The organism is Azospirillum sp. (assembly GCF_035628975.1).
In the GTDB taxonomy this organism is placed as follows: domain Bacteria; phylum Pseudomonadota; class Alphaproteobacteria; order Azospirillales; family Azospirillaceae; genus Azospirillum.
Genome location: NZ_DASPIS010000098.1, coordinates 17,910 through 41,425 on the forward strand (window position 1 = coordinate 17,910; position 23,516 = coordinate 41,425).

19 protein-coding genes are annotated in these 23,516 nt (G+C 68.5%); 16 read left to right on the forward strand and 3 right to left on the reverse strand.

What is annotated here, in order from left to right:
- Positions 1 to 177 precede the first annotated feature (177 nt).
- The 4 genes from VD964_RS21240 (at position 178) to VD964_RS21255 (ending at position 5,033) form a co-directional block, all read left to right on the forward strand.
- Positions 178 to 2,475: a TonB-dependent siderophore receptor gene (locus tag VD964_RS21240; RefSeq protein ID WP_324870483.1), complete on the forward strand. Its 2,298-nt coding sequence runs from the start codon at positions 178 to 180 to the stop codon at positions 2,473 to 2,475.
- Between the two features lie 112 nt (positions 2,476 to 2,587).
- On the forward strand, positions 2,588 to 3,274 hold the full coding sequence (locus VD964_RS21245) for a Fe2+-dependent dioxygenase (RefSeq protein WP_324870484.1): 687 nt from the start codon (positions 2,588 to 2,590) through the stop codon (positions 3,272 to 3,274).
- Positions 3,274 to 3,954, forward strand: coding sequence for a tetratricopeptide repeat protein (locus tag VD964_RS21250; protein ID WP_324870485.1), 681 nt, complete (start codon positions 3,274 to 3,276; stop codon positions 3,952 to 3,954). The genes VD964_RS21245 and VD964_RS21250 overlap by 1 nt, the downstream gene beginning before the upstream one ends.
- Positions 3,951 to 5,033 carry an alpha-hydroxy acid oxidase gene (locus VD964_RS21255; protein WP_324870486.1) on the forward strand — a complete coding sequence of 361 codons (1,083 nt, stop codon included), beginning with the start codon at positions 3,951 to 3,953 and terminating at the stop codon, positions 5,031 to 5,033. Before VD964_RS21250 ends, VD964_RS21255 begins: the two co-directional genes overlap by 4 nt.
- A gap of 7 nt (positions 5,034 to 5,040) precedes the next feature.
- Here the strand turns inward: VD964_RS21255 and VD964_RS21260 are convergent, their stop codons facing one another.
- Positions 5,041 to 6,648 carry a class I adenylate-forming enzyme family protein gene (locus VD964_RS21260; RefSeq protein WP_324870488.1) on the reverse strand — a complete coding sequence of 536 codons (1,608 nt, stop codon included), beginning with the start codon at positions 6,646 to 6,648 and terminating at the stop codon, positions 5,041 to 5,043.
- A gap of 390 nt (positions 6,649 to 7,038) precedes the next feature.
- Here VD964_RS21260 and VD964_RS21265 point away from each other — a divergent pair, with 390 nt between their 5' ends.
- On the forward strand, positions 7,039 to 8,652 hold the full coding sequence (locus VD964_RS21265; protein ID WP_324870489.1) for an alpha/beta hydrolase: 1,614 nt from the start codon (positions 7,039 to 7,041) through the stop codon (positions 8,650 to 8,652).
- 37 nt (positions 8,653 to 8,689) lie between these two features.
- Here VD964_RS21265 and VD964_RS21270 read toward each other — a convergent pair whose 3' ends face one another.
- Complete coding sequence (locus VD964_RS21270) at positions 8,690 to 9,538, reverse strand: IclR family transcriptional regulator (protein WP_324870490.1); 849 nt, start codon at positions 9,536 to 9,538, stop codon at positions 8,690 to 8,692.
- 384 nt (positions 9,539 to 9,922) lie between these two features.
- Here VD964_RS21270 and VD964_RS21275 point away from each other — a divergent pair, with 384 nt between their 5' ends.
- From VD964_RS21275 to VD964_RS21325, 11 genes are all read left to right on the forward strand, one after another.
- Entirely contained in the window at positions 9,923 to 10,813 is an 891-nt protein-coding gene (locus tag VD964_RS21275; protein ID WP_324870491.1) for an MBL fold metallo-hydrolase, read from the forward strand.
- A gap of 22 nt (positions 10,814 to 10,835) precedes the next feature.
- The gene (locus VD964_RS21280) at positions 10,836 to 12,425 is read left to right on the forward strand and encodes an FAD-binding oxidoreductase (protein WP_324870492.1); all 1,590 of its coding nucleotides are present in this window, start codon (positions 10,836 to 10,838) and stop codon (positions 12,423 to 12,425) included.
- Positions 12,426 to 12,451: 26 nt separating this feature from the next.
- Complete coding sequence (locus VD964_RS21285; RefSeq protein WP_324870493.1) at positions 12,452 to 13,708, forward strand: 3-isopropylmalate dehydratase large subunit; 1,257 nt, start codon at positions 12,452 to 12,454, stop codon at positions 13,706 to 13,708.
- 8 nt (positions 13,709 to 13,716) lie between these two features.
- Positions 13,717 to 14,280, forward strand: a complete 564-nt coding sequence (locus tag VD964_RS21290) for a 3-isopropylmalate dehydratase (RefSeq protein ID WP_324870494.1) — start codon at positions 13,717 to 13,719, stop codon at positions 14,278 to 14,280.
- A complete protein-coding gene (locus VD964_RS21295) occupies positions 14,264 to 15,124 on the forward strand; it encodes an isocitrate lyase/PEP mutase family protein (protein WP_324870495.1) in 861 nt (286 codons plus the stop codon). The genes VD964_RS21290 and VD964_RS21295 overlap by 17 nt, the downstream gene beginning before the upstream one ends.
- 90 nt (positions 15,125 to 15,214) lie before the next feature.
- Entirely contained in the window at positions 15,215 to 16,354 is a 1,140-nt protein-coding gene (locus VD964_RS21300) for an ABC transporter substrate-binding protein (RefSeq protein WP_324870496.1), read from the forward strand.
- 277 nt (positions 16,355 to 16,631) lie between these two features.
- A complete protein-coding gene (locus VD964_RS21305; RefSeq protein ID WP_324870497.1) occupies positions 16,632 to 17,510 on the forward strand; it encodes a branched-chain amino acid ABC transporter permease in 879 nt (292 codons plus the stop codon).
- Complete coding sequence (locus VD964_RS21310; RefSeq protein ID WP_324870498.1) at positions 17,507 to 18,526, forward strand: branched-chain amino acid ABC transporter permease; 1,020 nt, start codon at positions 17,507 to 17,509, stop codon at positions 18,524 to 18,526. The genes VD964_RS21305 and VD964_RS21310 overlap by 4 nt, the downstream gene beginning before the upstream one ends.
- Positions 18,523 to 19,308, forward strand: coding sequence for an ABC transporter ATP-binding protein (locus VD964_RS21315; protein ID WP_324870499.1), 786 nt, complete (start codon positions 18,523 to 18,525; stop codon positions 19,306 to 19,308). The genes VD964_RS21310 and VD964_RS21315 overlap by 4 nt, the downstream gene beginning before the upstream one ends.
- Positions 19,301 to 20,008, forward strand: a complete 708-nt coding sequence (locus tag VD964_RS21320; RefSeq protein ID WP_149224188.1) for an ABC transporter ATP-binding protein — start codon at positions 19,301 to 19,303, stop codon at positions 20,006 to 20,008. The genes VD964_RS21315 and VD964_RS21320 overlap by 8 nt, the downstream gene beginning before the upstream one ends.
- Before the next feature lie 4 nt (positions 20,009 to 20,012).
- Positions 20,013 to 21,440 (forward strand): FAD-binding oxidoreductase, encoded by a 1,428-nt coding sequence (locus VD964_RS21325; protein ID WP_324870500.1) that lies wholly within the window; start codon positions 20,013 to 20,015, stop codon positions 21,438 to 21,440.
- A gap of 21 nt (positions 21,441 to 21,461) precedes the next feature.
- On the opposite strand, the gene VD964_RS21330 is transcribed toward VD964_RS21325, so the two are convergent.
- Positions 21,462 to 23,468: a BTAD domain-containing putative transcriptional regulator gene (locus VD964_RS21330; protein ID WP_324870501.1), complete on the reverse strand. Its 2,007-nt coding sequence runs from the start codon at positions 23,466 to 23,468 to the stop codon at positions 21,462 to 21,464.
- Positions 23,469 to 23,516: the final 48 nt, after the last annotated feature.

Below are 23,516 nucleotides of genomic sequence, written 5' to 3' on the forward strand. Positions count from 1 at the left end.
GGTGCCTCTCCACGCCCTCGTGGCGCAGAGAAGCTCATCCGCACCCGCCTTGGTAGGTTAGCGATTTTGCAATTTAGAATGATTCTGAATCTCGCCTATTGTAGGAGGCGGCTATCCCATTGGTAGAAGGCGGTCCAGCGATCGTCCAATCACCTTGGCGCATTTCGGGAGAGCTTGATGCGACAGACCACGTCCCCCAACGGACTGAGACCCCTTCTGGCCGGTGCGGCCGCCACGGCCAGCCTGGCCATGACCTTCGCCATTCCGGCGACGGCCGATGCGCAGACGGCCGGCACGGGAACGGGCGCTCCGGGGACGGGTCCGACGCCGCAACGCTCCTCCACCGACGCCCTCCAGCTCGATTCGATCAAGGTCGATGCCGTTGCGCCGGAAACCGGCAACGTCAACGCCGCCCCCACCGGCGTGTCCCGCCTGCCGGAAACGGTCAAGGACACGCCCCGCGTCGTCAACGTCGTGCCGCAGGAGATCATCGAGCAGCAGCGCGCCACCTCGCTGGAACAGACCCTGCGCAACGTGCCGGGCATCACCATTTCCACCGGTGAAGGCAACGGCGGCCAGAACGGCGACCAGTTCCGCATCCGCGGCCTGACCGCCCGCGGCGACATCTACACCGACGGCCTGAAGGACTTCGGCGTCTACACCCACGACGTCTTCAACACCGAAACGGTGCAGGTCTTCAAGGGGCCGTCGGGCAACGGCTTCGGCGTCGGCAACTCCGGCGGCGTGATCAACCAGGGCACCAAGAAGGCGTCGCTGCAGCCGAAGGTCCAGATCGACCAGTCGGTGGGCACCGGCCCGACCTACCGCACCACGGTGGACATCAACCAGCCGCTCGGCGACACCGCGGCGCTGCGGGTGAACGGCCTCTACCACACCCAGAACGTCGCCGACCGCGACGAGGTGGAAGCCGACCGCCGCGGCATCGCCGCGGACCTGGGCCTGGGCCTGGGCACGCCGACCACCTGGCACCTGAACTACGCCTTCCTGAAGGGCGAGAAGACGCCCGACATGGGCCAGCCGATGGTGCAGGGCCGCGACGGCATCTTCCGTCCGGCGGGGGAGTTCGGCCTGGACCGCTCGACCTCCTACGTCCGCAACCTCGACCGCGACGACACCGAGAACCACATCCTCACCTCGACCTTCGCGCATGAGGTGAACAAGGCGCTGTCGGTCTACAACGACTCCCGCTTCAGCCATTACGAGCGCAACTTCGCCGCCACCAACCCGGCCGCGCTCACCGGCACCGCCGCCACCCAGTTCCTGGCCGGCCGCAACCCGGTGATCAGCTATGGTGCCGGCGGCGGCATGGCCTTCAAGCAGCAGGGCTTCGGCGTCCAGAACGTCACCGGCGCCAAGGTGAACGGCGAGCTGTTCGGCATGCGCCATTCGCTGAACGGCGGCCTCGACGTCAGCTATCAGCGCGACAAGCGCGAATCCGGCAGCTGGGTCAACCGCACCAACACCCAGACCATCCGCAACCCGTCCCACAGCTATGCCGCCAACACCGCCATCCTTTATCCGGCGGCCGGCGGACGCGAATCCAGCGTGACCAACGCCGGCCTGTTCGTCACCGACCGCGTTTGGCTGTTCGACAAGCTGTCGGTCCAGGGCGGCCTGCGCTGGGACTATTTCCGCACCAGCTTCAGCGCCGCCGATCCGGCGATCGCCGGCGGCTCGGCCTCCGAGCGCACCTGGAGCCCGTCGGTCAGCCTGATCTATGAACCGACCCCGGATTCGTCGGTCTACGCATCATACTCGCGGTCCTACAAGCCGATCGGCACCGACATCGCCGCGGCGGTCACCAATGGCACGGCGGAGACGCCGAACGGCGCCCGCAGCTTCGATCCGGAGCAGACCGACCTCTACGAGATCGGCGGCAAGGCCGATTTCCTGAACGGCCGCCTGGGCGTCAGCGGCGCCATCTTCCAGGCCGAGAAGTCGAACACCTACTCGGTCGATCCCGCCACCGGCACCGTCACCGACGGCTTCTCAGAATCCGGTCTCGGCGTCCGCGTCCGCGGCTTGGAGGCCAGCATCAGCGGCAAGGTGACGGAGCACTGGAACATCTACACCAACTACGCCTACCTGAACGGCAAGGTGACGGACTCCCGCACCAACCCGGCGCTGGTCGGAAAGGTGGCCCCCAACGTGCCGAAGCACAATGCCAGCCTGTGGACGACCTACGAGTTCGAGGTCGGCATTCCCGGCAAGTTCACGGTCGGCGGCGGCATGCAGGTGGCGTCGGAATACTGGTCGGACAGCGCCAACACCGCCCGCGTTCCCCACACCTTCTCGGCCGATGCGGTGGTGTCCTACGAATACCGCAACGTCTCCGTGGCCCTGAACGGCTACAATCTGACTGACCATCGCAACTACACCTCGGCCTTCAACGCCGTCCGCGCGGTCCCGGCCTCCGGCCGCACCGTCATGCTGACGACGGGGCTGACGTTCTGAAAGTTCCCTCTCCCCCCCGGGGAGAGGGTTAGGGTGAGGGGGACGCGCGGCGAGGATTCTCGGACCCACACGCAGTGCTTCCCCCTTCACCCCATCACAAGGACCTTCTCACGTGCTCCTGCAGATCCCCGAAATCCTCACCGCGGACGAGGTTGCGCAGTGCCGTGCGGTGCTGGAAGCCTCGCCCTGGGTCGACGGGCGCGTCACCGCGGGCGATCAGGCCGCCGGCGCCAAGCACAACCTGCAGATCCCCGAGGAAAGCGAGACCGCGCGGGAACTCGGCGTCGTCATCCTCCGCGCGCTCGCCCGCAGCCCGGCTTTCAATTCGGCCGTCCTGCCCTTGCGCGTCCTGCCGCCGATGTTCAACCGGTATGACCGGGCGATGACCTACGGCTATCACGTCGACAACAGCATCCGCGCCATTCCCGGCACCGGCGGCATGCGCATGCGGGCCGACGTGTCGACCACCATCTTCCTCAGCGATCCCGAGGATTACGACGGCGGCGAGCTGATCGTCGAGGACACCTACGGCACCAAACCGGTCAAGCTGCCGGCCGGCCACGCCGTCGTCTATCCGTCCAGCAGCCTGCATCAGGTCAGCCCGGTGACGCGCGGGTCCCGTTGGGCCTCCTTCTTTTTCACCCAGTCGATGGTGCGCGACGACGGGCTGCGCGCCATGCTCTACGACCTCGACATGGCGATCATCGAGTTGCGGCAGGAGCTGGGCGACGGCCACCACGCCGTCCTGTCGCTGGTCAACCACTATCACAACCTGCTGCGCCGCTGGGCGGAGGTGTGATGGCGGAGCGTGCGCGGACAGCCATGCCGGGACTGAGCGTCGCGGACACGCTGCTGGCGCTCGGACAGTCCTGCCTCGACCGCGGTGAGGGCGAACAGGCCTATGGCTGGTTCCGCAGCGCCGCGCGCGGCGGCGACGCGCGCGCCATCAACATGCTGGGCCGCTGCCTCGAACATGGCTGGGGCGTTGCCGCCGACCCGGTGCAGGCCGCCGCGCACTACCGCAAGGCTGCCGATCTCGGCGACGGCTGGGCGCTGTTCAATCTGGCCGACCTCCATTGCCGCGGCGTCGGCGTTCCCGCCGACGACGAGGCCGCCTACCGGCTCTATGCCGCCTCCGCCGCCAAGGGCATCGCCAAGGCGCTGAACATGCTGGGCCTTTTCCACGAGAGCGGACGCGCGGTGCCCGCCGACGATGCCGCCGCGCGTTCCCTGTTCAAGGCGGCGGCGGAAGGCGGCGACTGCTGGGGCCGCTTCAATCACGCCCGCACCCTATTGCTCGACGGGCTTCGCGACGAGGCGCTGCGCTGGTTCCGCCTTGCGCTCGACAGCGGTTTCCCCGACTTCTACCGCAGCATGGCCGCGGCATTGGCGCCGCATCCCGACCCGCGGATCCAGGCGCTGGCCGCGCAAGCCGCGGCACTCGCCGAGCCCGGCACCCTGCAGGAAAGCCGCCGATGACCGTTCCGCCCGACACCGTCTCGCTGTTCGACTATGAACGCCACTTCAACGATCGCGTCGATCCGGCCACCCGCGCCTATATCGGCGGCGCCGGGGCGGACGGCATCACCCAGCACGCCAACCGCGAGGCCTTCGACCGCCTGCGCCTGATGCCGCGCGTGCTGCGCGACCTGTCCAACGCCACCGCAAGCTCAAGCCTGTTCGGCGAGACGCTCGACTATCCGATCATCCTGGCGCCGATGGCCTATCACAAGCTGGTCCATCCCGACGGCGAACTGGCGACGGTGGAGGCCGCCGGCCTGACGCGCAGTTGGATGACCGTCAGCACCCAGGCCAGCGTGCGCCTGGACGAGATCGCTCGGCGGGCTTCGGCGCCGCTGTGGTTCCAGCTCTACACCCAGCCCCGGCGGGAGGACACGCTGACGCTGGTGCGCCGGGCGGAGGATGCTGGGTGCCGGGCGCTGGTCCTGACGGTGGACGCACCGGTAAACGGCATGCGCAACATGGAACAGCGCGCCGGCTTCCGCCTACCGCCCACCATCGCGCCGGTCAACCTCGCCGGCCTCGCCCCCGACACGTTCAGGCCGGCCCGCCCCGGCAGTCCGGTGTTCCAGGGCATGCTCCACGCCGCCCCGACCTGGGACACCGTGGCGTGGCTGTGCGGAGAGACGCCCCTGCCCGTCCTGCTCAAGGGCATCCTCAACCCCGACGACGTGGAGCCCGCCATTGCGGCGGGGGCCGGCGGCCTCATCGTCTCCAACCATGGCGGCCGGACGCTGGACACCCTGCCCGCCACCATCGACGCCTTGCCAGCGGTGGCGGAACGGGCCGCCCGCCGCCTGCCGGTGCTGATGGACGGCGGCATCCGCCGCGGCACCGACATCCTGAAGGCGCTGGCCTTCGGCGCCGATGCCGTGCTGGTCGGCCAGCCGGTGCTGCACGCGCTGGCGGTCGGCGGACTGGCGGGCGTCGCCCATATGCTGACCCTGCTCCAGACCGAATTGGAGGTCGCGATGGCGCTGACCGGCCGCGCGACCCTGGCCGACATCGACCGTTCGGTGATCCACCCGTCCGCCTGAGCAGGGCTCACGCGGCGGAGACCTGATCGCGCAGCACGCGCTTCGTCACCTTGCCGTTGGCGTTGCGCGGCAGCGCATCGCCCAGCAGGGTCACATAGTCCGGCACCTTATAGTCGGCGAGGTTGGCCCGGCAGAAGTTGCGCACGTCGTCCTCGGTCAGGCCGCCGGACTTGGAGATGACGAAGACGTGGATCTTCTCGCCCAGCACCGGATCGGGATGGGCGACCACCGCCGCCTCCACCACGTCCGCATGGCGGACCAGCAGGTTTTCGACCTCCACACTATAGATCTTGTGGCCACCGCGGTTGATGACGTCGTTCTTCCGGTCGTAGAGCCGCAGATAGCCCTGCGCATCCAGCGCCCCGATGTCGCCCGACCGCCAATGGCCGTCGACGAAGCTGTCGCGGGTAGCGTCCTCGCGGTTCCAATAGCCGCGAATGGTCATCGGCCCGCGGATCCACACCTCCCCGCTCACCCCCGGTGGGCATTCGCGGCCCTGTTCGTCGATGATGCGCAGGTCACCGCAGGGCACGCACATGCCGACCGAATCCAGGCAGGCGCGGGTATGGCCGATGGGAACCACGCTGATGATGGTGGCGCATTCGGTGGAACCGTAGGCGTTCAGCAGATGCAGGTCGGGCAGCCGCTCCGCCATCGCCTCCACCGTCGCTTCCGGCATCGGCGCACCGCCGAAGCCGCCGATCCGCCAGGACGACAGGTCGTAGCGGCTGAAATCGGCGCGCAGCAGGCAGAGATTGTACATCGCCGGGACCAGCACGGTGGTGGTCATGCGCTCCCTGCTCGCCAACTCCAGGAATCCGGCGACGTCGAAGGCGGGCATCATCACCGTGCAGCCGGCGACGCGGATCATCGCCATCACCACGGCGACCAGGCCGGTGACATGCGAGGCCGGCACGGCCAGCACCGCCCGCTCCCCCTCGCGATAGTCCCAGCATTCCTCGAAATGCATGGCTGAGTGGATGATGTTCACATGAGCCAGCAGCGCGCCCTTCGGCTTCCCCGTGGTCCCGGAGGTGTAGAGGATGACGGCGGTGTCCTCCTCCCCCTGCGCCGTTGCGGGACCCGGAACAGATGCGTCGGCTTCCAGCAGATCCTCGAACGGCCGGCAGCCCTCCACCACGCCGCCGACCGACAGCCGCAGGGCCAGTGACGGCACCTCCTCGGCAGTGGGCATTCGGTCGGCGAGGGCTGCGTCATGGACCAGGATCGATGCGCCGCAATCGTTGAGGATTCCGGCGATGCCCGGCCGCTGTTCGCGCGCGCTGATCGGCACCGCGACGGTGCCGGCACGCGCCGCCGCCAGCAGCGCGATCAGGAATTCCGCCCGGTTGCTCATCACCAGGGCCATGCGCTCGCCCGGCCGAACACCCCGCGCCATCAGCGCAGCAGCGGCCCGCGTCACCAGCCCGTCGAGTTGGGAATAGCTGTAACGCCGCTCAATATCCACCAGCGCCTCGCCATCGGGCCGGCGGGACACGGCGTCGCGGAACATGGCGTCGATGGTCGCCGGACGCTCGCTGTAGCATGGTACGAGACGCGTGCCGAAAAGCAGCTCGCGCCGTTTGGGAACGCCCGTTCCTTCCGGCCAGGCCATGCCCGTCCTCCCTGTCGATTTCGTTGAATTCCATGAAGGGGCCGGCGCCGCAGCCGCGGATCTCCGCGCATGAGCCGCAGGGTTACCGCGCCTAAGGCTGGAGTAGCCGCTTTCCATCACGGAAGCCCTTCTCCCCTTGCGGGAGAAGGGCTTAAGCAGCCGATCAGACCTACGTGCTACAACCCTGCATGAACCGGCACCGCCCTTGTCGATCTCAATCAGACTATGTCATTCTATGAACTGAGTGTCAAACAGCGGCACAGTCCGGGCCGCCAACAAATTGCCCGCCCTCGCCCCGCAACGGGCGGACCCAGGCGGCCCGCGGCACTCCCCACCCCTTTCGCATAAAGAAATGCAGGCAGTCTCCGCCTGCCGACCGGGAGGACATCCATGTCGACACCCCATTACGTGACCATCGGACAGGGCCAACTGCGTGTCTGGCGCAGCGGTTCCGGCCCCGACCTGCTGGTGCTGCCCGGCCTGATCGCCGCCGCCTCCACCCGCGCCGACCAGTTGGCTCGCGACCTGCCCGGCTGGACCGTCACCGCGGTCGATCTTCCGGGAACCGGCGGGTCCAGCGGTGTGTGGGCGGAGGATACCGCCGGTTTGGCCCGCCTCATCGCAGAGGCCGCAACCGCACTGGGCCTTCCCCCCTGCCCGCTGCTCTCCTTCGACCTTGCAGCGCCGTTGGCCGTCGCGCTGCAGAACAGCGAATCGAGCTGGCAACCGGATACCGTCCTGCTCGCCGATGCGGCAGCAGCGGAAGGCTGGACGCAACGCCGCTTGACCCCCGCCCCGCTGGCACCGCGCGACGACGGCACCCATCTGGCCGTGCTGTGGGCGCATCTGCGCGATGCCCATGTGCTGGAGCCGCGCGACGCCAGGCATCCGGCACCACAGGGCGCGCCCTTGCCCGCTCCCGACGCCCTGGACGCGATGCTGCGAACCGCCGCCGCGGCGCCTCACCGCTATGAAGCGTTGTGGAGCCTGTGCCTCGACGCCATGCCGAGACTCACCGACCGGACCGGCGTTGTCCGTGTCGATGACCCTGGCGCCGCGGCCAAAGCCTTGTCGGCCATGGCCTCATGCCGGCCCGATGCCCAACCGCTTCCGCCGACGCAGCCGGTCTCCGATCCGATGCGGGTCTGGCACGACTATGCCGACACGCCGCAGGGCCGCGTCCATCTGCGCCGGGCCGGGCGCGGCCGGCCGCTGCTGGCACTGCAATCGGCCCCCGGATCCTCGAAGCCGCTGCTGCCGCTTCTGCACGGGCTGGCTTCGGGATGGGAGGTCATCGCTCCCGACTATCTCGGCAACGGCGAATCGGACAAGCCCGACCGCGCGGTCGATATCGGCATGCTGGCGGAGGATGCGCTGGCTGTCGCCGATGCGCTCGGCCTCGACCGCTTCGACCTGTGGGGAACCCACACGGGGGCGCTGGTGGCGCTGGAACTGACGGTCCGCCATCCCGACCGCGTCGGCCGCGCGGTGCTGGAGGCGCCGGTGCTGATCCCGCCAGACTTCAGTGCCGACATCCTGACCAACTATTTCCCGCCGCTGGCCGCCGACCGCTGGGGCCTGCATCTGCTGCAGGCCTGGAACATGCGGCGCGACATGTTCCTGTTCTGGCCGTGGTACAGGCAGGAGCGTGGAGCCGCCCGCGCCATCGGCGTTCCCGACGCGGCGGTGCTGCATGACTGGACCATGGGTCTGCTGGCGAGCGGCGCCCATTACGACCGCTCCTACCGCGCCGCCTTCCACTACGACACCCGCGCCCGCCTGCCGCGCCTGACCCGGCCGGCGCTGATCTGCGCCGGGCCTGCCGACATGCTGGTCGAAGGGCTGGCCGAAGCGAAGCAACTGGCACCTGCGGGAACGGAGGTGGCACCGACCCCGGCCACCGTCTGGTATCCCGGCCAGGAAGCCTCCGCCGTGGAGGCGACCATTGCCCGCTATGCCGCCTTCCTGCGCGGGGATGCCGCCGATTCGCACCGCGTGGCATAGAGCAACACAGCGCCCTTACCGCTTTCGGCCTTCGCCGTCACCCCCCGAGCACCGATTGGGCACGGGCAGCCCGATGCAACGGCGGGGCCGACAGCGAATTGAGGTTGGACGAGATCTCCCGCACCGCGCCGCGCATGTCGTCCAGGAAATTGGGCTGGCCGTTGCGGACGATGTGGGGGGTCAGGCCGGTCAGGCTGACCGCCGCGATCAGCCGGCCGTCCGGGTCGAACAGCGGCATGGCGATGGCGGCCAGCCCCTCGATCACGTCGTCGACCGCCATCGACCATCCGCGCTTCCGCACCTCCTCCAGCTCCTTAGCCAATTGGCGGGGGTCGGTGGTGGTGTGGGGGGTGAGGCGGGTGGTCCCGCGCGCCAGCACGCGCTCCACCTCCGCCTCCGACAGATAGGCCAGCAGCACGCGCGGCGCGGCGCCGCAATTCATCGGAAGTTGCCCGCCGACGATCCACCAGCGCACCTCCACCGACCGGTCGCTGTGGAACTGGTCCAGGCACACCGCCGATCCGTCATGGTAGACCGACAGGAACACGGTGCTGCCGGTGGTTTTCGCCAGCCGCGACAGGATGGTGGAGGCGATCTGGCGCAGGTCGCGGCGCTCCGGCACCGCCCCCGCCAGCTTCAGGATCTCCAGCCCCAGGCTGTATTTCTGGCTCTGCGCGTCGAAGGCGGCGAAGCCGTCCTGCACCAGCGTCAGCAGGATGCGCCGCGCCGTTCCCTTGTCGAGCTTCGCGGCGCTCGCGACTTCGGTCAGGGTCAGCGTCGGTCCTTCCTGATAGAAGCTGCGCAGCACGGCCAGAGCGCGCGACACGGCGCGAACGCTGAGGCCGTTCTTTTCCGCGCCCTGGTTGTCGTCCTGTTCGGTGTCCATACGTTCAAGCCCCTTATGGATGTCGCGTGCCCCGATGCCAGGCGGAAGCCCCGGTGTCCGGCACAGCCGGTGGATGGCGGCGCGGTCGCGCTGATCCCGTCACAGGTGCAGTGCGCCGGTAGCATTGAAGGCGTCCGCACGGTTGCGCAACCCCTTTCCGCCATCCCTGCCGCAGTCCACCGCCTGTGTCAAACAGTGACACCATTTTTGCCTGTTGACACTGCGAAGGGCAAATGGTTTCATTGCCAAACAAACAGAACAAGCGCGCCGCCATCGCCCCGGCAGATGGCCGGCGCCCCATGCTCCGGCTTGCCGCAGTCTCCCGACGTCAATCTTCCGATTTCATGAGACACGGCCGCCGGCACCCTGCACGAGGGGAGGACAATGCAAACCATCGCCCTGGGTGCGTTCACGGTCACGCGGATCGAGGAAATGCTGACGCCGGGTTTCGATCCCGGCTTCCTGTTTCCCGCCTATGACGAGGCGATCCTGACCCGGAACCCCGATCTGGCCGAACCGAACTTCCTCGACCCGGCATCAAAGCGCCTGATGTCGAGCATGCACAGCTGGCTGATCCGCACCGACCGCCATGTGATCCTGGTCGACACCGGCTGCGGCAACCACAAGGAACGCCACACGCCGGGTTTCGAGCGCTTCCACATGCTGGACAAGCCCTATCTGCGCCACCTCGCCGAGGCCGGCGTGCGGCCGGAGGATGTGACGCTGGTCATCAACACCCATCTGCACATCGACCATGTCGGCTGGAACACCCAGCTGGTCGACGGGCGCTGGGTGCCGACCTTTCCCAATGCCCGCTACATCTACGGTGCGCAGGAATTTAAGCACTGGCGCAGCCCCGACGGCGGCCTGATCGGCATGCCCGGCAACGGCCCGGTGATGGAGGACAGCGTCATGCCGGTGTGGGAAGCCGGTCAGGTGGACCTGATCGAGGACGGCGACCGCATCCTCGACGGGCTGTCGGTCGAACTGGCCCCCGGCCACACGGCGGGGCAGATGTTCGTCCGGCTGGAGTCCGACCGCCACGCCGCCTACTTCACCGGCGACTGCCTGCACCAGCCGATGCAGGTGTGCCGTCCGGACTGGAACAGCCGCTTCTGCGAGGACCAGGCGCAGGCGGTGGCGACCCGCCGCCGGCTGCTGGACCATGCCGCCGACCGCAACGCCCTGGTGTTCCCGGCCCATTTCGGCGCTCCCCACACCGGCTATGTGCGTCGGACGGCCGAGGATTTCCGGTTCGAGCCGCTCGCGGCCTGACCTTACCCAAGAGGGACATTCCATGAGCATCGCCGCCCTCGAAGGCACGGCCACCCTGCTTGACGCCCTGCGCGCCGCACTCGGCGCCGACGGCCTGCTGGATGACGAGAAGAGCCGCGACTTCTACGCCAACGACGTGTTCTGGCAGCCGGGCATTCCGCCGCTCGCCATCGCCCTGCCGCGCGACCGCGATCAGGTCGCCGCCACCATCCGCGCCGCGCATGATGCCGGCGTGGCGGTGGTGCCGCGCGGCGGCGGCATGTCCTACACCAAGGGCTATCTGCCCAAGCGGCCGGATTCGGTCGTCATCGACAGCCGCCGGCTGAACCGCATCATCGATCTCGACACCGACAGCCTTTATGTGACGGTGGAGACCGGCTGCACCTGGGCCGCGCTGAACGAGGCGCTGGAGGGCACCGGCCTGCGCACCGGCTATTGGGGGCCGTTGTCGGGCATCAACGCCACCATCGGCGGCGCCCTGTCGCAGAACAGCGCCTTCTTCGGCTCGGCCCTGCACGGCACCGTGGCGGAAAGCGTGCTGGGCGTCACCGTGGTGCTGGCCGACGGGCGCGTCGTCACCACCGGATCGGGCGGGCGCGTCGGAACCAAGCCCTTCACCCGCTCCGGCGGCCCCGACCTGACCGGCCTGTTCCTGGGCGACAACGGCGCCATGGGCTTCAAGGTGGCGGCGACGTTGCGCCTCCACCGCCGGCCCGAACACAGCGATTTCCTGTCCTTCGGCTTCACCACCATGCAGGCGATGGCTGCCGCACAGGTGGAGATGGCGCGGGCGCGTTGCGTGTCGGAAGGCTTCGGCATCGACCGCACGAAGGTCGAGCATTCGGCCAGCGTCAACAAGCTGTCGGATGGGCTGAAGACGTTGGGCAACGTGGCGAAGGCCGGCAAATCGCTGTTCCAGGGTGCCAAGGAGGCGCTGAGCGTCGCCACCGCCGGCACCGCCTTCCTCAAGGACCACAACTTCACCCTCCATCTGGTGGTGGAAGGCCGCAGCGAAGCCCAGCTGCGCGAGGCGATGCAGACCGTGCGCGAGATCGGCGCCCGTCACGGCAAGGAGATCGAGAACAGCGTGCCGAAGGTCATGCGCTCCAAGCCCTTCGGGCCGGTGCGCGGCATGCTGGGTCGCGAGGGCCAGCGCTGGGTGCCGATCCACGCCATCTTTCCGCTGGGCGACGCCGACAAGGTGGTTGCCGCAAACGACGCCTTCTTCGCGGAAAAACGCGGCTTCATGGAGCAGCACGGCATCATCTATTCGGTGATGACCATGACGGTCGGCAACGACTTCTTCCTGGAGCCGGCCTTCTACTGGAATGACGAGATCACGCCGCTGCACGCCGCCAGCCTGGGCGAGGACGTGGTGAAGCCCTGGCGCGACCGCCCGGCCAACCCGGCGGCCCGCAATGCGGTGGCCGAACTGCGCCGCGCGACGCAGGAGCTGTACTGCAGCCTGGGCGGCGTCAGCTGGCAGGTCGCCCGCGACTATCCGTTCCGCGAGATCATGACCCCCGAAACCTGGTCGCTGCTGGAAGGCGTCAAGCGCGCCGTCGATCCGCAGGGGCTGATGAATCCCGGCTCCCTCGGCCTCGGCGGCTGACGGACGGGAGCGGAGAGTTCCACGCCATGGGCTACACCATCACCGAGAAGATCCTGGCACGCGCCGCGGGGCTGCCCGCGGTCCGCGCCGGACAGGACATCAAGGCGAAGCCGGACTTCGTGCTGGCCTACGACTTCCCCGGCTACACCGACGTCTATTTCAAGACGATGAAGGAGGATTTCGGCATCGAGCGGGTGGCCGAGCCGGAACGCTTCGGCATCTTCATCGACCACATGGTGCCGACCGCCACCGCCAAGGAGGAAGAGCTTCACATCAACACCCGCAATTGGTGCGCGGAGAACGATGTGCCGCTGTTCGAACGGCACGGCATCGGCCATCAGGTGGCGGCGGAGGTCGGCTATGCGACGCCGGGTGCCTTCGTCGTCCATTTCGACGGCCATGTCAGCCAGCTCGGCACCTTCGGCACGTTGGCCATCGGTCTGCGCCGCAACGTGATGGAGGCCTTCGTCAGCGACACCGTGTCGATCCGTGTGCCGGATACCGTGCGGGTGAACCTGCGCGGCAGTTTGCGGCCCGGCGTGATGGCGCGCGACGTCTTCCACCATCTGGTGCGCCGGCTGGGGCCGAGTTCCTGCCGCTTCCAGGTGCTGGAACTGGGCGGACCGTCGGTAGCGGCGATGTCGACGGAGGGGCTGCAGACCATCACCGGGCTCGCCATGTTCACCGGCGCGCTGACCGCCATCGTCAACCCCGATCCCGTCCGGCTCGACTACGCCCTGCCCCGCGCCCGGAAGAAGCTGGAGCCGGTGTCGAGCGATCCGGACGCGCGCTATTCCGCCGTTCACGACATCGACCTGTCGGATCTGGAGCCCATCGTCGTCGTGCCCCCGACACCGGCGGACACCCGCGACCTGACCGAGTTCCTCGGGCTGGAGATCAATGCCGGCTATCTCGGCTCCTGCGCCTCGGGCCGGCTGGAGGATCTGCGGGCGGCAGCCAAGGTTCTGGAAGGACGGCGGGTCAAGACCGGCGTCTCTCTGCACATCGTGCCGACCAGCCAGGAACTGATGGCGGCGGCGGCGCGCGAGGGGCTGGTGTCCACGCTGGTGGAGGCCGGGGCCTTCGTCTCCTCGCCCAGCTGCGACTATTGCTTCGGCCGCATCGCGACGATGACGGCGGGCCAGCGCGCGGTGTCGACCGGCACGCTGAACGTCCGCGGCCGGATGGGCAGTCCGGACTCCGAGATCTACCTGTGCAACGCCGCGGTGGTCGCCGCCTCCGCCATCGAAGGCCGGATCGCCGATCCGCGCCCCTACCTGTGAGGCCGGCGATGACCGAAGCCACACTCAAGATGCCGGCGATGAAGGGCCGTGTCGCCTTCATCTTCGACGAGATCAATTTCGACGTCGACCAGATCGTCGGCGTCAAGAACATCAAGATCACCGACGTGGCCGAACTGGCGCAGGTCGCCATGCAGGCCTACGACCCGGATTTCGCCAAGTCGGTGCGGCCGGGCGACCTGCTGGTCGGTGCGGACAATTTCGGCTACGGCCACCCGCACTACCCGCCGATGAAGGCGATGCGCCATCTCGGCATCACCGGGGTGATCGCGGAGTCCTTCTCTCCCGGCTATTGGCGTGGCGAGGTCAGCATGGGCTTCCCGCAGGTCAGCTGCCCCGGGATCCTCGGCTTCGTCCGGCGCTGGGACGAGATCGAAGTGGATTGGGCGGCGGGCGTGGTCCGCAACCACACGCAAGGCACCGAAATTCCCTATGAGCCGCTGCCGCAGGCGGATGCCGAGATGATCGAGGCCGGCGGCCTCGTCCCCTTCCTGAAGCGGCAGGCGGCCCAGCAACGCGAACAAAAGGACCATGCTCATGTCTCGGGGACCTGAATTCCGCAACCGCGTCCTGGCTCAGAAGACCGTCTGGTCGGCCGGCGCCTATGACGCCTTGTCCGCCCGCTTCATCGAGGCGGCCGGCTTCGATGCGCTGATGACCTCGGGCTTCGGCGTCTCCGCCTCCTTCCTCGGCCAGCCGGATGCCGAGCTGTACACCATGTCGGAAAACCTGACGGTGGTCCGCAACGTGGTGTCGGCGGTCAATGTCCCGGTCATCGCCGACATCGACACCGGATACGGCAACGCCATCAACGTGATGCGCACGATCCGCGAGTTCGAGGCGGCGGGCGTCTCCGCCGTCATCATGGAGGATCAGGTTGCGCCCAAGCGCTGCCCGATCTGCGTCGGCGGGGTCGAGGTGATCCCGATGGACGAGGGCGTCGCCAAGATCCAGGCGGCGGTGGAAGCACGGCGCGATCCCAACATGCTGATCATCGCCCGTACCGACGTGGTCGATCCGGCCGCCGCCATGGAGCGCGGACGCGCCTATGTCGCGGCCGGCGCCGACATGATCCAGCCGATCAGCAAGTGCTTCAAGGACATCGACGGACTGCGCGCCATGCGCGAGGCGGTCGGCGTGCCGTTGTCGCTGCAGCTGCTCGGCTGGCTGGAAAAGCTGTCGGCGGACGAGGTGGAGGAGGTTGCCGGCATGGCGACCTACGCGCTGGTGCCGCTGATGACCGTCGCCTCGGCACTGAAGGAGAATCTGGCCGCGCTTGCGGAACGCCGCTCCACCAGCGGCCTGCCGCGCCCGGTCACCGACCACAACAGCTTCATCGACTTCATCGGCTTCCCGCAGATCGAGGAACTGCAGAAGCGCTACCTGAAAACCGCCTGACGATCCTTTGCCGGCGCGCACCACCCGCCGGTTCCAAGGGTCAACTAAAAGACGGCCAATCAAAAGACGACCAATCCACGGAGGAACCCCATGTTCGGTAGGCGCACTCTCCTTGCCGCCGCGGCGGCCCTGGCCCTGACCATCCCCGTCGCCGGCACATCCGCGCAAGCACAGCAGCCCCCGGTCCGCATCGCCCTGATCGGCCCGATGAGCGGCACCGGCGCCTTCGAGGGCCAGCTCGGCCTGGAAGGCGCGCAGGCGATGGCCGCGGTCATCAACGCCAACGGCGGCGTTGCCGGCGGCCGCAAGATCGAGCTGCTGACCTACGACGACAAGGGCTCCCCCGAGGACGGCGTCAGCGCCGCCAAGCGGGCGATGGAGCAGGACAACGTCGACATGATCGTCGGCGGCTGGTTCAGCGCCGTCGCCCTGTCGATGAAGGAAGTGACGCGCGACAAGATCATCACCGTCATGACCAGCTCCCAGCACCCGAAGGTGACGGAGGAGGGGCACAAGTACCTGTTCCGCCTGAACGCCACCTCGGCCATGATGTCGGAGTTCTATTCCAAGGCGATCTGCGAGCGCATCAAGCCGAAGTCCATCGCCTTCATGAACGTCAACGACGACTGGGGCCGCCTGGAGCTGGACAATTACACCAAGCTGCTGAGCGGCTGCGGCATCGAGGTGAAGGGGCACGAGTTCTACAACCGCACCGACACGGACTTCACCACCGCTCTGACCAAGCTGAAGTCGCTGAACGCCGACGCGATCTATGTCGCGGCGATCAACACCTCGCAGGGCGCCACCATCTACCGGCAGATCAAGCAGACCGGCTACCGCGGCAAGGTCATCGCGTCGGCAGGCAACATGAACCCGAAGCTGGTGGAGCTGTCCGGCAACTCGCTGGAGCAGGTCTATTCCGCCTCCCCCTTCACCGAGGACGGCGCCGCCCCGTCGCTGAAGCCGTGGCTGGAGCAGTACCGCAAATCCTACAAGAACGAGCCGTCCTTCATCGCCGCCCTCGGCGCCCAGGCGGTCCAGACCCTGGCCTTCGGCGTCGATGCCGCCGGCGGCGACCCGCGCGCCTACGACAAGATCGCGGCGGCCCTGAAGTCGCAGGCCGTCCCGACCGTGATGGGGGAACTGCGCTTCTCCGACAAGGGCCAGGCGAGCCAAGCGATCCATCTGGTGCAGGTCCAGAAGAAGCAGATCGTCAGCGTCCGGGACTGAGGGGCTGCTGGCGAAAAACCCTCTCCTCCCCTCTTCCCCCTCTCCCCCCCGGGGAGAGGGTCGGGGTGAGGGGGACGCACAGCGAGAATTCTCGGGAAAATCCCGCCACGCTCCCCCCTCACCCTAACCCTCTCCCCGCTTTCGGCGGACCAAAGGTCCGCCTGTCGCGTCAGCGCAAACGAAGTTTGCGCGAGAGCGGGGGAGAGGGGATTGTTCCGGGGCCGCGAGATATGCGCATCCGACCGGCAGGCACCCCCGATAGGAAGGTTCGACCTCCATGGATTTCACCGTCTTCGCCCAGCAGATCGCGAACGGCCTGGTCAACGGGATGGCCTATGTGCTCATCGCCACCGGGCTGACGCTGGTCTTCGGGGTGCTGCGCATCGTGAATTTCGCCCATGGCGAGTTCTACATGCTCGGCGCCTACATCACCTATTTCATCGGCACCCTGCTCGGGCTCGACTACATCGCGGCTGCGGCGATCTCGGCGGTGGTGGTGGCGGGGCTCGGCATCGCCGCCAACAGGCTGATCTTCTGGCCGCTGCGCCGCGACCATGAGTTCACCATCCTGCTGTCCAGCCTGGGCCTTGCCCTGCTGATCGCCAACGGCGGCGAGCTGCTGTTCGGTGCCGATCCCAAATATGTCGAAAGCCCCTTCGCCGACGAGGTGCTGGACATCGGCACGGTGACGCTGACCCAGCAGCGCGTGCTGGTCTTCGCCGCCGCGGTGGTGGCACTGATCGCCGTCTACCTGTTCATCCGCTATTCGCGCTTCGGCAAGATGATGCGGGCGACCGCGCAGAACCCGAACGGCGCGGCGCTGACCGGCATCAACATCAAGCTGGTCCATGCCTACACCTTCGCGCTAGCCTGCGGGCTGGCGGCGCTGTCGGGCGCCCTGGTCGGCCCCACCGTGATGATCTTCCCGACCATCGGCAACTGGGCGGTGCTGAAGGGCTTCATCGTGGTCATCATGGGCGGTCTGGGCAGCGTCACCGGCGCCCTGTTCGCCGGCCTGCTGCTGGGCGTCATCGAATCGCTGGGCGGCGGCTACATCTCCCTCGGCTTCATGGAGGCGATCGGCTACGCGATGATCATCGCGGTCCTGCTGTGGCGCCCCAACGGCCTGTTCAGCACGGCAAGGGGTCTGCGATGAACACCAACTCCCACGGCCAGACCCTGGCGATTGCGGGCGGCGTGGCGGCGCTGTCCGTCCTACCCTTCCTGTCCGGCAACGCCTATCTGGAACATCTGCTGGTGCTGTGGATGCTGTATGCGCTGCTGGCGCTCAGCCTCAACATCGTCATCGGCTATCTGGGCGAGCTCACCTTCGGCCATGCCGCCTTCGTCGGCGTCGGCGCCTACACCTCCGCCATCCTCTCCACCCAGTTCGGCCTGCCGCCGCTGCTCGGGCTGCCGCTGGCCGGGCTGGTGGCCGCGTCGTTCGGGCTGGTGATCGGCTATGCCGCCCTGCGGGTGGTCGGGCCGCAGTTCGCCATCCTGACGCTGGGCTTCGGCGCCATCCTGTTCACCATCACCAATCATTGGGTCGACCTGACGCGCGGTCCGATGGGCATCACCGACATCCCGCCGATGGCGATCGGCCCGCTCACCTTCACCGCCGCGCGCGAGACCTATTACCTGGTGCTGGCCCTGGTTCTGGCGACCGCCTACCTCTGCCATGCGCTGGTGAGCAGCCGCACCGGCCGCGCCTTCCTGGCGGTGCGCGAGAATGCGCCGCTCGCCGCCTCGCTCGGCATCAACGTCTTCCACACCAAGCTGCTGGGCTTCGTCGCCGCCACCGCCATCGCCGGCATCGGCGGCGCCATCTACGCCCACTACATCCGCGTCATCACCCCCGACATCATGGGCGTCCACAATGTCGCCGCCCTGATCATCGTCGTCATCATCGGCGGGCGCGGCACCATCCTGGGGCCGATCCTGGGTGCGCTGGTCTATATCGGCCTGCTGGAGTCGCTGCGCGTCGCCGGTCCGCTGCGCATGGTCATCTTCGCGGCCCTGCTGACCGGCACCGTCGTCTTCCTGCCGGGCGGGCTGGTCAGCCTGTGGCAGCGCTGGCGCAATGCCAACAAGTCGGAGAACGCCCAGCCGGCGGCCCCCACCGGTTTGCCCCCCACCGGTTTGCCAAGCGCCGAAGGAGGTGCGAAATGAACCCTGCGGCTCAAGAGATCCTGTCGGTCAGCAACCTGACACGCATCTTCGGCGGGCTGACCGCAGTGCGCGACGTCAGCATGACGGTGCAGGCCGGCGAGGTGGTCGGGCTGATCGGGCCGAACGGCGCCGGCAAGACGACGCTGTTCAACATGCTGGGCGGCTCGCTGCCGCCCTCGTCGGGAAGCGTCCGCTTCGACGGTAGCGACTGCACCGGTGCGCCGTCGCACGTCATGGGCCAGCGCGGCGTGTCGCGCACCTTCCAGATCACCAGCCTGTTCCCAAGCCTCACCGCGCTCGACAATGTGCGCAGCGCCGCCTTCCGCACGACGCGGGCCGGCTGGGGCGCCGCCATCCTGCGCAACGCCGCCTATCGCCGGGAGGAGGCGGAGCTGCGGCGCAAGGCGATGGAGATCCTGGCCTTCTGCGACCTCGACCACCGCGCCGACACGCTGGCGGACTCCATGTCCTACGGCGAGCAGCGCCGGCTGGAGATCGCCATCGCGCTGGCTGCCGAGCCGCGCCTGCTGCTGCTGGACGAGCCCGCCGCCGGCATGAACCCGGAGGAAGGCCAGCGGCTGGTCGAGATGATCCGCCGCATCCGCGCCCGCGGCGTCACCGTGTTGCTGGTGGAGCACCACATGCGCGTGGTCGCCAGCGTCTGCGACCGGCTGGTGGTGCTGGACCATGGGGTAAAGATCGCCGAAGGGCCGCCGGCCCAGGTGCTGAACGACGCGGAAGTGATCCGCGTGTATCTGGGACGGGAGCCGGTCGATGCTTAAGGTCGAAGGTCTGAAGGTCAGCTACGGCCACCGCGAGGCGGTCCACAACGTCTCCCTGACCGTCGAGGAAGGGGAACTGGTCACGCTCGTCGGCTCCAACGGCGCCGGCAAGACGACGACGCTGAAGGCGATCTCCGCCCTGCTGCGGCCGAGCGGCGGGACCATCACCTTCGACGGCGAGCGCATCGACCGCATGGCGCCGCATCAGGTGATCGAACGCGGGCTGGTCCATGTGCCGGAAGGCCGCCAGCTTTTCCCCGACATGACGGTGCTGGAGCATCTGGAACTCGGCGCCCTGCGCGGCCGGCCCGGCAGCATGGGCTTCGCCGAGCGGCTGCGCTGGGTCTACGAGCTGTTCCCCATCCTGGCCGAACGCCGCACCCAGCGCGCCGGCACCATGAGCGGCGGTCAGCAGCAGCTTGTCGCCTTCGGGCGCGGCCTGATGGCGAACCCGAAATGCCTGATGCTGGACGAGCCGACGCTGGGGCTGGCGCCGATCATCGTCGACACGCTGGCCGACACCATCAAAAGCCTGCACAAATCCGGCATCACCGTCCTGCTGGTGGAGCAGCGGGTCGATCTGGCACTGCGTCTGGCCGACCGCGCCTATGTGCTGGAGACCGGACGGGTGGTGATGGAGGATGCAGCGCAGACCCTGCTCGCCGATCCGCGCATCAAGACCGCCTATCTGGGGCTGTGAGGGCATGGCGGGGAGCGATGTTCTCGACCGCGCCCGCGTCATCGTCGGGCCGGCGCATGTGCTGTCGGACCCGGCCGACACCGCGCCCTTCCTGGCCGACTGGCGCGGCCGCTACCGGGGGGAGGCGCTGGGCGTCGTCCGCCCGGCCGACGCGGCGCAGGTGGCTGCCATCGTCCGGCTCTGCGCGGAGACCGGCACGCCGCTGGTTCCGCAAGGCGGCAACACCGGCGTGGTCGGCGGTGCCATTCCCGATGCCTCCGGCCGCAGCCTCGTGCTCTGCCTGTCGCGCCTGACCCGCATCCGCGAGGTCGATCCCATCGGCGACAGCCTGACGGTGGAGGCCGGCTGCACGCTGGCCGCCGTCCAGGCCGCCGCCGAACAGGCCGGCCGGCTGTTCCCGATGAGCCTGGGCAGCGAAGGCAGCTGCCAGATCGGCGGCACCATCGCCACCAATGCCGGCGGCACCGCCGTCCTGCGCTACGGCCCGATGCGCGACCTCGTGTTGGGGCTGGAGGTGGTGCTGCCCGACGGCACGCTGTGGAACGGCCTCCGCGCCTTGCGCAAGGACAACACCGGCTATGCCCTGAAGCATCTGTTCATCGGCGCGGAAGGGACATTGGGCATCGTCACCGCGGCGACGCTGAAACTGTTCCCGCGCCCACGCAGCACCACCACCGCCTTTATTGCCCTGCCCTCGCTGGACGCTGCGCTGCGGGTGTTCGCCCGGCTGCGCGGAACGCTGGGCGACCGGGTGACCACCGCGGAAATCCTGTCGGAATCGCAACTCGCCGCCGTGCTCGCCCATGTTCCGGGCACCGTCCGGCCGCTCGCCACCGTCCTGCCCTGGTATCTGCTGGCCGAGATCACCGACCCGATGGCCGGGCTGGACCTCGCCGCCGCGCTGGAGGATCTGCTGGCCGAAGCGCTGGAGGACGGCAGCGTCGCCGACGCGACAATCGCCCGCAGCGATGCCCAGGCCGAGGCCCTGTGGAAACTGCGCCACAGCGTGTCGGAGGCCAACCGCAAGAGCGGCATCGTCATCGGCCACGACACGGCGGTGCCGGTCGCCCGCATTCCCGCCTTCGTCGCCCGCGCCACCGCCGCCGTCGAGGCTCTGCGCCCGGATGCGCGCGTGGTGGCGGTCGGCCATATCGGCGACGGCAACATCCATCTGGTCGTCATCCTGCCGGACAGCGCGAGGACGGAAAGCCAACCGCTGGAGACCACCGCCCATGCCGTCAGCGCCGCCGTCCACCGCGTGGCGATCGAGCTGGACGGCACCATCAGCGCCGAGCATGGCATAGGCCAGAGCGTGCGCGACGCGCTCGCCGTCTTCAAGGGACCGGCGGAGATGGCGTTGATGCGCGGCATCAAGCGGCTGTTCGACCCGCAGGGCATCATGAATCCGGGCAAGGTCGTCGCCACCGACTGACCCTGATCAGGATGGCAGCGATCAGGACGGCAGCCCGATGCTCGGCCCGACGCGCCGGATGAGGTCGACCACGGATGGCGTCAGCGTGTGGAAGGCGGCGAGGAAATCGTCGCACCGGTAGGACGGCGCCGTCTCCTTGATCCGCCGGGCATATCCCCCGGCCTCCTCCCGCCGGTCCGCCAAGGCGTTGGAGAAGGCGGCGATGGCCTGGATGTGGACATGGGCGTTCGGCCGCCGGGCGGCCCGGTCGCCCCACAGCGCCGCCTGGGCATGCTCCTTCAAATTGAGGCAGGCGAGCGCCCGCGCGCCCAGCATGCCGAACAGCAGCGGATCGAACGGGCTCAGCCGCTGCGCGACGTCGGCGGCGCTCAGGGCCGCCCGCGCATCGCCACCCTGCGCCTGGACGAAGGCGAGGGAATAATGGCCAAGGGCGAAGTTGGGGTTGAGGCCGACCGCAAGGCTCAGCTCCTCCACCGCTTCGTCCTGTCTCCCCAGCAGCCACAGCGCACGGCCCAGGGCCAAATGGCTCGTCGGATCGCGCTCGTCCAAACTGACGCTCTGCTCGGCGAAGCGATAGGCGTGCTCCGCCTCGATTCCGCGCTGTCCGGTGCGGTGCAGAAAGGCATCCTGGAAATGGGTGAAGGACAGGCCGGCATGCAGCCGGGCGCTCAGCGGATCGGTGCGAAGTGCCTGTTGGAAAAGACCGCGCGCCGTCTCGTTGTCGTCGCGGGTGAACCGGTACATGTGCCACAGGCCGCGATGATAGGCGCTCCAGCCATCCAGCGAGGACGGCGGAACCGTCAGGGCGCGCCGCATCTCGGCCGCTTCGATCTCGTCGTCGAGAGCGGCGGCGATGCGGGAGGCAAGCTCGTCCTGCAGGTCGAACACGGCGTCCAGGCGCCGGTCGTAGATGTCACCCCACATCACCGCGCCGCTTTCGGCCTCCACCAGCTCGACGGTCAGCCGAAGCCGGTGCCCGTCCGTGCGGATCGCCCCGGTGGCGAGGTAACGTACGCCGAGCGCCCTGCCGACCGTGCAGGGGTCGATCTGGGTTCCGCGAAAGCGGAAGGAGGACCCTCGGGCGATGACGAACAGCGAGCGCAGCCGCGAAAGCCGCACCAGCACGTCGGCGGCCACCCCGTCGGCGAAGCCGCCGCCTTCGGACGGTCCGCCGATCGTGCCGAAGGGCAGAACCGCCAGCGACGGCCGATCCGGCAGCACCGGCCGGCTTGACCGGGAGAGGTCGAGCAGCAGTCCGGCGGGTCTCTCCGCCACCAATGCGGCCACGGTCGCAGCAGGGGGGCGGTCACGGATGCCGTGCAGCAGTTCGACCGTCTCCTCCTCCGGGTCGGCGTCGAGGCAGCGGCGCACCGCCTCGGCACAGAGCCGGTACTGCTGAACGGCATCCGACCGCCGGCCGTTGCGTGCATGCAGCCGCATCAGCGCGCGGTGCGCCTCCTCGCAGGCGGGATCGAGCGCCAGCCAGCGCTCCGCCGTGGACGCGACGCCGTCCCAGTCCCCCTCCGTCTCGCACGATGCCGTCAGACGCGCGAAGATCCCGGCCGCCAAGCGGGCGAAGCGGGCGCGCTCGCCGGCCAGCCAGTCGTCGATACCGTGCGCACAGGCCTCGGCGTCAGGCAGGAGCGGGCCGGTGCACAGGTCGGCTGCGGCGCGCAGGCTCTCGGCCGTGCCCTCCCGCGCCAGCCGTTCGACCATCACGCCGTCGACGCATTCCGGCGGCAGGGCCAGCGACACCTCGTTCCTGTCCGTGCGGATCAGATCGTGGCCCGCCTGCTCGCCGAGGTGCCGCAGCTCCATCAGGCACTGGCGCAGGCTGTGCAACGCCCGCCGGTCCTCGCAGTCTTCCCACAGCAGGGCGGCCAACCGTTCGCGGGAGACCGGTCGCGGTGCGCTCAACGCAACATAGGCAAGCAGAAGCTGCGCATTCCGCCCGCGCAGAGGGAGGATACGCCCGCCGGCATCGGCGAGCGAGAAGCCGCCCAGCAGCCTAAGCGTCGGCCCGGCCATGCCGCACCAAAACGGAAATTACCCACCGCCCCGATCATAGCAGGCGGG